This is a genomic window from Streptomyces sp. CA189, assembly GCF_056428985.1.
Genome location: NZ_JBWJVM010000095.1, coordinates 22586 through 29062, shown reverse-complemented (window position 1 = coordinate 29062; position 6477 = coordinate 22586). Strand labels below are relative to the sequence as shown.

The 6477-nt window shown below is 68.0% G+C and carries 5 protein-coding genes and 3 pseudogenes; 6 read left to right on the top strand and 2 right to left on the bottom strand.

The features are described from left to right. The 5 genes and pseudogenes from AC061S_RS39290 to AC061S_RS39270 all read left to right on the top strand — a co-directional run. Positions 1-90 (top strand): annotated as a pseudogene (locus tag AC061S_RS39290) (IS5/IS1182 family transposase); the annotation flags it as partial. 83 nt (positions 91-173) lie between these two features. Beyond that, on the top strand, positions 174-359 hold the full coding sequence (locus AC061S_RS39285) for a hypothetical protein (protein ID WP_478690663.1): 186 nt from the start codon (positions 174-176) through the stop codon (positions 357-359). Between the two features lie 816 nt (positions 360-1175). Beyond that, a complete protein-coding gene (locus tag AC061S_RS39280) occupies positions 1176-1358 on the top strand; it encodes a helicase associated domain-containing protein (protein WP_478690662.1) in 183 nt (60 codons plus the stop codon). Positions 1359-1385: 27 nt separating this feature from the next. Beyond that, a pseudogene (locus AC061S_RS39275) lies at positions 1386-1604 on the top strand (helicase associated domain-containing protein); the annotation flags it as partial. A gap of 145 nt (positions 1605-1749) precedes the next feature. Next, the gene (locus tag AC061S_RS39270; protein WP_478690661.1) at positions 1750-2109 is read left to right on the top strand and encodes a helicase associated domain-containing protein; all 360 of its coding nucleotides are present in this window, start codon (positions 1750-1752) and stop codon (positions 2107-2109) included. Positions 2110-2247: 138 nt separating this feature from the next. Here AC061S_RS39270 and AC061S_RS39265 read toward each other — a convergent pair whose 3' ends face one another. Both AC061S_RS39265 and AC061S_RS39260 read right to left on the bottom strand, forming a co-directional pair. Continuing rightward, positions 2248-2769 (bottom strand): IS630 family transposase, encoded by a 522-nt coding sequence (locus AC061S_RS39265; protein WP_478690664.1) that lies wholly within the window; start codon positions 2767-2769, stop codon positions 2248-2250. Between the two features lie 7 nt (positions 2770-2776). Beyond that, a pseudogene (locus AC061S_RS39260) lies at positions 2777-3301 on the bottom strand (IS630 family transposase); the annotation flags it as partial. 249 nt (positions 3302-3550) lie between these two features. Here AC061S_RS39260 and AC061S_RS39255 point away from each other — a divergent pair. Further along, positions 3551-6469: a hypothetical protein gene (locus AC061S_RS39255; RefSeq protein WP_478690660.1), complete on the top strand. Its 2919-nt coding sequence runs from the start codon at positions 3551-3553 to the stop codon at positions 6467-6469. Positions 6470-6477 lie beyond the last annotated feature (8 nt).

Genomic DNA, 6477 nt, shown 5'->3' with positions numbered 1-6477 from the left:
TCCGAAGCCATGATCCACATCGCCTCCATCGACAACCTCAGCAAGCGCATAACGGACGAGACCACACCAACCTGGCGAGGAACCTACTAGGAGATAAAGGGCAATCCGCCTAGATCAAACGCCCTCTGAGCGGCTGTTTGTCCGGAGACGGGCGCAGGAGACGGCGGACGAGCGTGACGGAAACCCCCGAGATCTCCGCGATGTCACCGGCCGACAACCCGGCATCGCGCAGCACGATGGCGCGCAACGCGGCCTCGGACGCAGGAATCCTGGCGGGACGCCCCGCCTGGAGGTCCCTGGTACGCCGGGCACGGTCGCGGCGGGCCGCGGCCCTGCACTCGGGCCGGGCGCACCCGTAGTCGGCGCAGGAGGGACTGCCGTGCCGGACACGTGAGCGTACCGGTCGCCTGCGGCCAGAACCTTTGGCGCCGGCGCCGGCCTGTGCCGTAGTTGCAGGTGCTGCTGAATTCATCTCGGCTGGGGGACCCCTTCCACTCGCTCTCAACCCCGCATCCTATCGGCGCCTTTGGATCCCCTTGCAGACCGGCTGCACAGCATCTGTGGGTGGGTACACGGGCCGTCGGATGCACCGGCTCCACCGGGCCGTGTTGCGGCTTCGTCACAGGGACACCGTCCAGGACGGATCGACAACTGCCCGATCTCAGCCGCCCATGGACACTCCGGCCCCAATCCCCAGACAGACGGCTTACGTCCTGTAGCCATGGACACACGGGCCCCTTGACTCCGCCCTGGCTACGGGGGCCCGCTCCGGGTACCGGCTCCACAATTCTCCCCCCGATCCGGGAGGAGCCGGTACCCGAACAGCGGCCCCGGCCACAGCGGAAGCCGCCCGGGAACCCGCGCCACCGCCTTGCCCGGGACACCGGCCAAGGCCAGCCCCCAGCAGCGCGGGCACTTCAGCTCCTCGAAGCGCTCCGAGCCCACGACGCGCGGATCGTGGAGACCCTCGCCGAACAGCAGGTCCCGAGCCGCTACAAGCCCGTCAGCAAGGACGACAGCGGCAAGGCCGGCAACGGGACCGGCGGCGACTCAGGGAGCGTCAGCGCCCCCGCCAAGGCCCTGCTGAAGTTTCTACGCCCCGCGACCGGGCCGCGCTCGCCGCATTCATCAACCTGCGCGTCCTCAACCCCGAACACGAGCACTGGCGGCGCGGAGTGGAGGCCGCCGTCATCTACGCCCGCGCACACGGCGACCTGCGCGTCCCATTCACCTTCCGCGTCCCAGCCGCGGAGGCTGCGGAGAAGGCGGGGTGGCCAGCCTCGCTCGCGAACTTCCCGCTCGGGCAGTGGACCGCCGACGCCCGCCGCTTCTACAACCGCGGCGACATGGACGAATAACGAGTCGTCCAGCTGGAGAAGCTCGGCATGGTCTGGTCGCACTTCGACGTCGCGTGGGAGGAAGGGCTGGCCGCCGTGCGCGGGTGGGCTGCCGAGCACGGACACCTCCTGGCGCCGGTGGACGCCGCCTTCCAGGGCGCGGCGGTGGGAATCTGGCTGAAGAACGCCCGGGTCGCCGCGCGGAAGGGGATGGAGATCGAGCAGCGGCGTGCCGCAGGGCTGCCGGTGGAGTCGTCGGCCGGGGCAATGACACGGTCGCGCCGCGAACAGCTGGAAGACATCGACCCCTCATGGTGCCCGGCGTGGCCGGTAACCTGGCAGCGCTGCTTCCACCTCGTCCGGCTCCACCTCGACGCCGGCCAGGCGCTGCCGACCACGGCGGGCGAGGGTCGTGCGCCAGGGCGAGGACCTCGGCCGGTGGGTCACCTCGGTCCGGCTCGGGTGGGACCAGCTCACCGGGGTGCAGCAGTGGATGTGCGAGCAAGTCCTCGGCATCGAACCCGCCAGCCAGGGCGAGAAGTGGGCGATGCACTTCGCCGCCGCGGCCCAGTTCTTCGCGCGCGAGGGTCATCTGACGGTGCCGCGCAGGCACGTCGAGGCGATCACCGTGGGCGGGGACAGCGAGGACCAGGCGCAGCAGGACGTGCCGCTGAAGCTCGGGACGTGGGTCGACAACCAGCGCCGCCGGGCCGCCACCCTGGCACCGGAGCGGATGGAGCAGCTGTCCAAGGTCGGAATGCGCTGGGCGTAGCCCGGAGCGGGCGGACACGGCAGACGACGGGTCGTCACAGCCCCCAGGCGGCGAGGCGACGTTCCTCTGCTATCGGCCCACCGCAACCCTGACCCGCCGTCAACAAACCACCGCTAGTGTCTCGTGATCCTGTTCATGTCAGTTCGAGTTGTTATTGACGAGTTTCTTCATGTTGGTTGCGACGAGCCGGACCTTCGCGAGGACCTCGCCGGCGGTCGCGGTCCAAGTGAACGGTTTGGCCGTCGTGTTCCAGGAGTTGGTGTAGTCGCGGATCTGCTTGATCAGGACGTTGACGCTGGAGAACGTGCCCCGGCGGATGGACTGCCGGGTCAGGATTCCGAACCAGATCTCGATCTGGTTCAGCCACGAGGAGCCGACGGGAGTGAAATGGAAGTGGACTTGCGGGTTCTTGACCAGCCATTCCTTGACCTCCGGGGTGGTGTGCGTCGAGAGGTTGTCCAGGACGACATGGATGTCCTTCCCGGCATGCGGTTTCACTGCCTTCTTCAGGAAGGCCAGGAAATCCTTGCCGTTCCGGGTCGGCCTGCACTCGCCGAGCACTTCGCCGGTGGTCACGTTCAGGGCGGCGAACAGGTTCGTGGTGCCGTGCCGGACGTAGTCGGCGGTGCGTTTCTCGCTCGCCGCGAAGGCGACCGGCAGTACCCGGCTGGGTCCGGTCCAGCGCCTGGATCTGTGTCTTCTCGTCGATCGAGAGGACCACCGCGCCGCCCGGCGGGGCCAGATACAGGCCGATCACATCCGCCACCTTCTCCGCGAACGCAGGGTCCTTCGAAATCTTGAAGGTGCCGGACCGGTGCGGCTTCAGTCTCTCCTCCCGCCAGACGCGCGCGATGTAGTGCCAGGACACGGTGATGTTCTCGGTCCGCTTCAGATACTTCGCCAACTCCCGTGTGGACCAGTGCGAAAGCCCCGTGCCGTCCGGCGGCGTCATACGTGTCAGCGCGATCACCCGGGACCGCACCCGCGCCGGTACCTGTTCCCGTGCGCCACCGGGACGTTCCCCTTCCAGCCCGGCCAGTCCGTGCTCGGCATAGCGGGTCTTCCAGCGGTCCACGGTCGGCAGCGACACCCCGAGCAGCTCGGCAATGTCCTTACGCCGGCGCCCCTCACTCGACCACAGCACGATCCGGCCCCGCGTTGCTATGTCCGCAGGGACATCCCGGCTGTTCACCAACTCCCGCAACTCGGCGGCCTGTTCCACGGAGAGCTCCACACCAAGAGACCCTGCCACACGAGATCAAGTAACACTGACGGAATCACGAGACACTAGCGACAGTTCGGGCGAGGCGCTTCGGGCAGGGAAACCCGACACGCCGGAGGTCCACTCCATTGGAGGAGAGAAGCGCTGATCAGGCCGGCTGCGAGGGGCTGAGCCCTAGCCTGCGAAGGACGCAGGAAGTCCAGGCAAAGGAGCCAGCCCGTGGCAGCCGAACTGAAGCACGATGTCTTTCGATTTGTCGCCCTTCGTCCGCCCGTACTTCCCGATGCGACCGATCCCGTCGCGTACGTCGTCCGGGACGGCCGCCTGCCCGGCGACACCGCCGTCGGGCAGGTCGTCGAGGAGATGACTGGCGGAGGAGGCGGCGGGGAAGGCGAGCGTCGGGCGCGGGCGGTGCTCGGGGGTCCCTCGCACGGGGAGTTCGCCCAGCGGCTCCAGGAGTACGTGCAGGCGCGCGGGCTGGAGCCGGAGCTGCCGCCCGGGGATGTCTCCGACCGGCTGCGCGCGGTGGGGCGGGCGTTACAGGATGCCATCGACGCGCGCGATCCCGGGCAGGTGGCGGCCCAAGTGCGGGAGGCGCTCGGGCGGGACCCCGCGGAGTTCCTCGCCGACGAGCAGGTCGTCCAGGTCCGGGACGAGGTGTGGGACCGGCTGCAGAGCTTCTACCTGCTGGGGCGGCAGGATCCGCGCAGTGTCGACGAGCTGGTCGACGCGTTGCGGGCGCTGCGGCTCGTCGAACTGGTCGCCGCCGAGGTGGCCTTCGAGGACCTGGCCACACTGCGTCGGGTCGCCGAGACCACCCTGGTACTGCCCGGCCTCGGCGTCGAGGCCGAGCCCCAGCCCGTCGTGCCCACGCCCCGTTCCGAGGCGCAAGAGGCCGCCGACGCCGCGAAGGCGGAGCGGTACACAGCGCAGTGGACTGAGTTCCTGGAGCTCAGCGCCGCCGCCAAGACCCTGCGGGAGACGCGGTTCGACGTCACCATCCAGCAGGACAGCCACGAGAACACCCTCGGCGGGACGCTGCCGCGGCCGCTCGGCGGCGGCAGCCGGGAGACGGAGACGGTACGCCGCACCCTGCCCACCGAGACCGTCGCGAACCTCCCCGAGACCGCGAAACGCGTCGTCGCGTCGCTGCCGCTCGGACAGTCACTCTCCGACAAGCCGCTGGTGATCGAGGCGCTACAGAACCGGCTCGGCGCCGTCACCGACCGGATCGTCAGCTCCAATGACCTGATGCTGTTCGAGACCATGCCGCCGGCCGCCGCCGCGATGCCCGGGATGCAGTCCCTCGGCCTGAAGTACCAGCCCGAGGCTGCACCGGAGGTCGAGTACGAGCCCCCGACGCTGCCGTTCCCCTGGGTGGTGCGCCCGGTCATCCGGCCGCTGGGGATCGGCGATCTCAAGGTGGTCAAGCAGAAGCTGCTGCGCTACGTCGCGGGCGAGGTGGCCCACATCGAGAACGTCCTCGACGGCGAGAAGAAGGAGCGCACGCACCGCCGCCTGGACCGCACCGAGCAGACCTTCACCGTCGAGACCGAGACGGTCGAGGAGACCGAGCGGGACAACCAGACCACCGACCGCTTCGAACTGAAGAAGGAGTCGGAGAAGACCATCAAGGAGGACATGAGCGTCGATGCCGGCATCACTGTCTCGGCCTCCTACGGCCCGGTCGAGCTCGGCGCGTACGGGAACTTCGCGTACAGCCAGTCCACCACCGAGACCGTCAAGAACAGCCTGAACTTCGCGCGGGACGTGGTCGACCGTTCGCTCACGAAGATCCAGAAGCGGGCCCGCGAGGAGCGGGTGACGAAGACGCTGAAGGAGATCGAAGAGTCCAACATCCACGGAATCGACAACAGCCCGGCCGGTGGCGGGCACGTCACCGGCGTCTACCGGTGGGTGGACAAGCACTACGAGGCCCAGGTCTACAACTACGGCCGCCGGATGATGTTCGAGTTCGTCGTGCCCGAGCCCGCCGCGTACTACTACTTCTCCCAGGAGAACGATCCGGCGAACAAGCTCGACATCCGCAAGCCGGAGGACCTCGGCCTGCTCTCCCACTCGGACGTACAGTTCTGGAACTTCGGCAACTACGTCCGCGCCTACAACGTGCAGGGCATCGCTCCGCCGCCTCCGCAGTGGAAGGTCATGACCGCCGCCTTCGAGCAGAGCGGCATGCAGGACAACCAGACCAGCTCCAAGGCCTCGAAGGACCTGATCGTCCCCGACGGCTATGTGGCGCGCAGCTGGGGCTACAACTACTCGGGCTGGGTGGGCAACAACAAGCTGTTCACGATCCATGTGGGGCTGGAGGAGAACGACCCGAACGGCACGTACGACCTCAACGGCGAGGACGCGGTCGTCCCGATCAGCATCGTCACCCATGACGTCCGCGCGTACGCCGTCAACGTCGAGGTGTTCTGCGAGCGCACCGGCCGCGCGTACGAGATCTGGCAGATCCAGACCTTCGAGAAGATCGTCGCCGCGTACGAGGCGGCCCGGGCGGCCTACGAGGACAAGGTGAAGGCTGCCGAGGTCGCCCGCGGCATCGTGATTGAAGGACGCAACCCCGGGATCAACCTCCAGATCATCCGCAACGAGCTCAAGAAGCAGTCGATCACCCTCTTCACCGGTGAGGACTACTCCTCCTTCGACAGCGTCAGCGGCACGCCGCCGGTCGTCGACCTCAACGAGGCGGCCGGCGAGGCCAGGTTCATCCAGTTCTTCGAGCAGGCCTTCGAGTGGGAGCAGATGACGTACCTCTTCTACCCGTACTTCTGGTCCCGCCCCAGCACCTGGAACAAGCGCCTCGCCTTCAACGACCCGGACCCGTACTTCAACCAGTTCCTGCAGGCCGGCGCGGTCCGCGTGGTGGTGCCCGTACGCAACGCATACAACGACGCGCTCCTGCACTACGTGGAAACCGGCGCCATGTGGAACGGCGGTACTCCCCCGCACCTCGACGACCCGATGTTCGTGTCCATCGTCGAGGAGCTCAAGGCCCGGACCGACGACCTGGAGGGTGCGACGCCCGAAGGCGACCCGTGGAAGGTCGTGGTCCCGACCACCCTCGTGTACCTCCAGGCGGACGCCACCCTGCCCGATTACACCACGCCGTAGGGGGACGG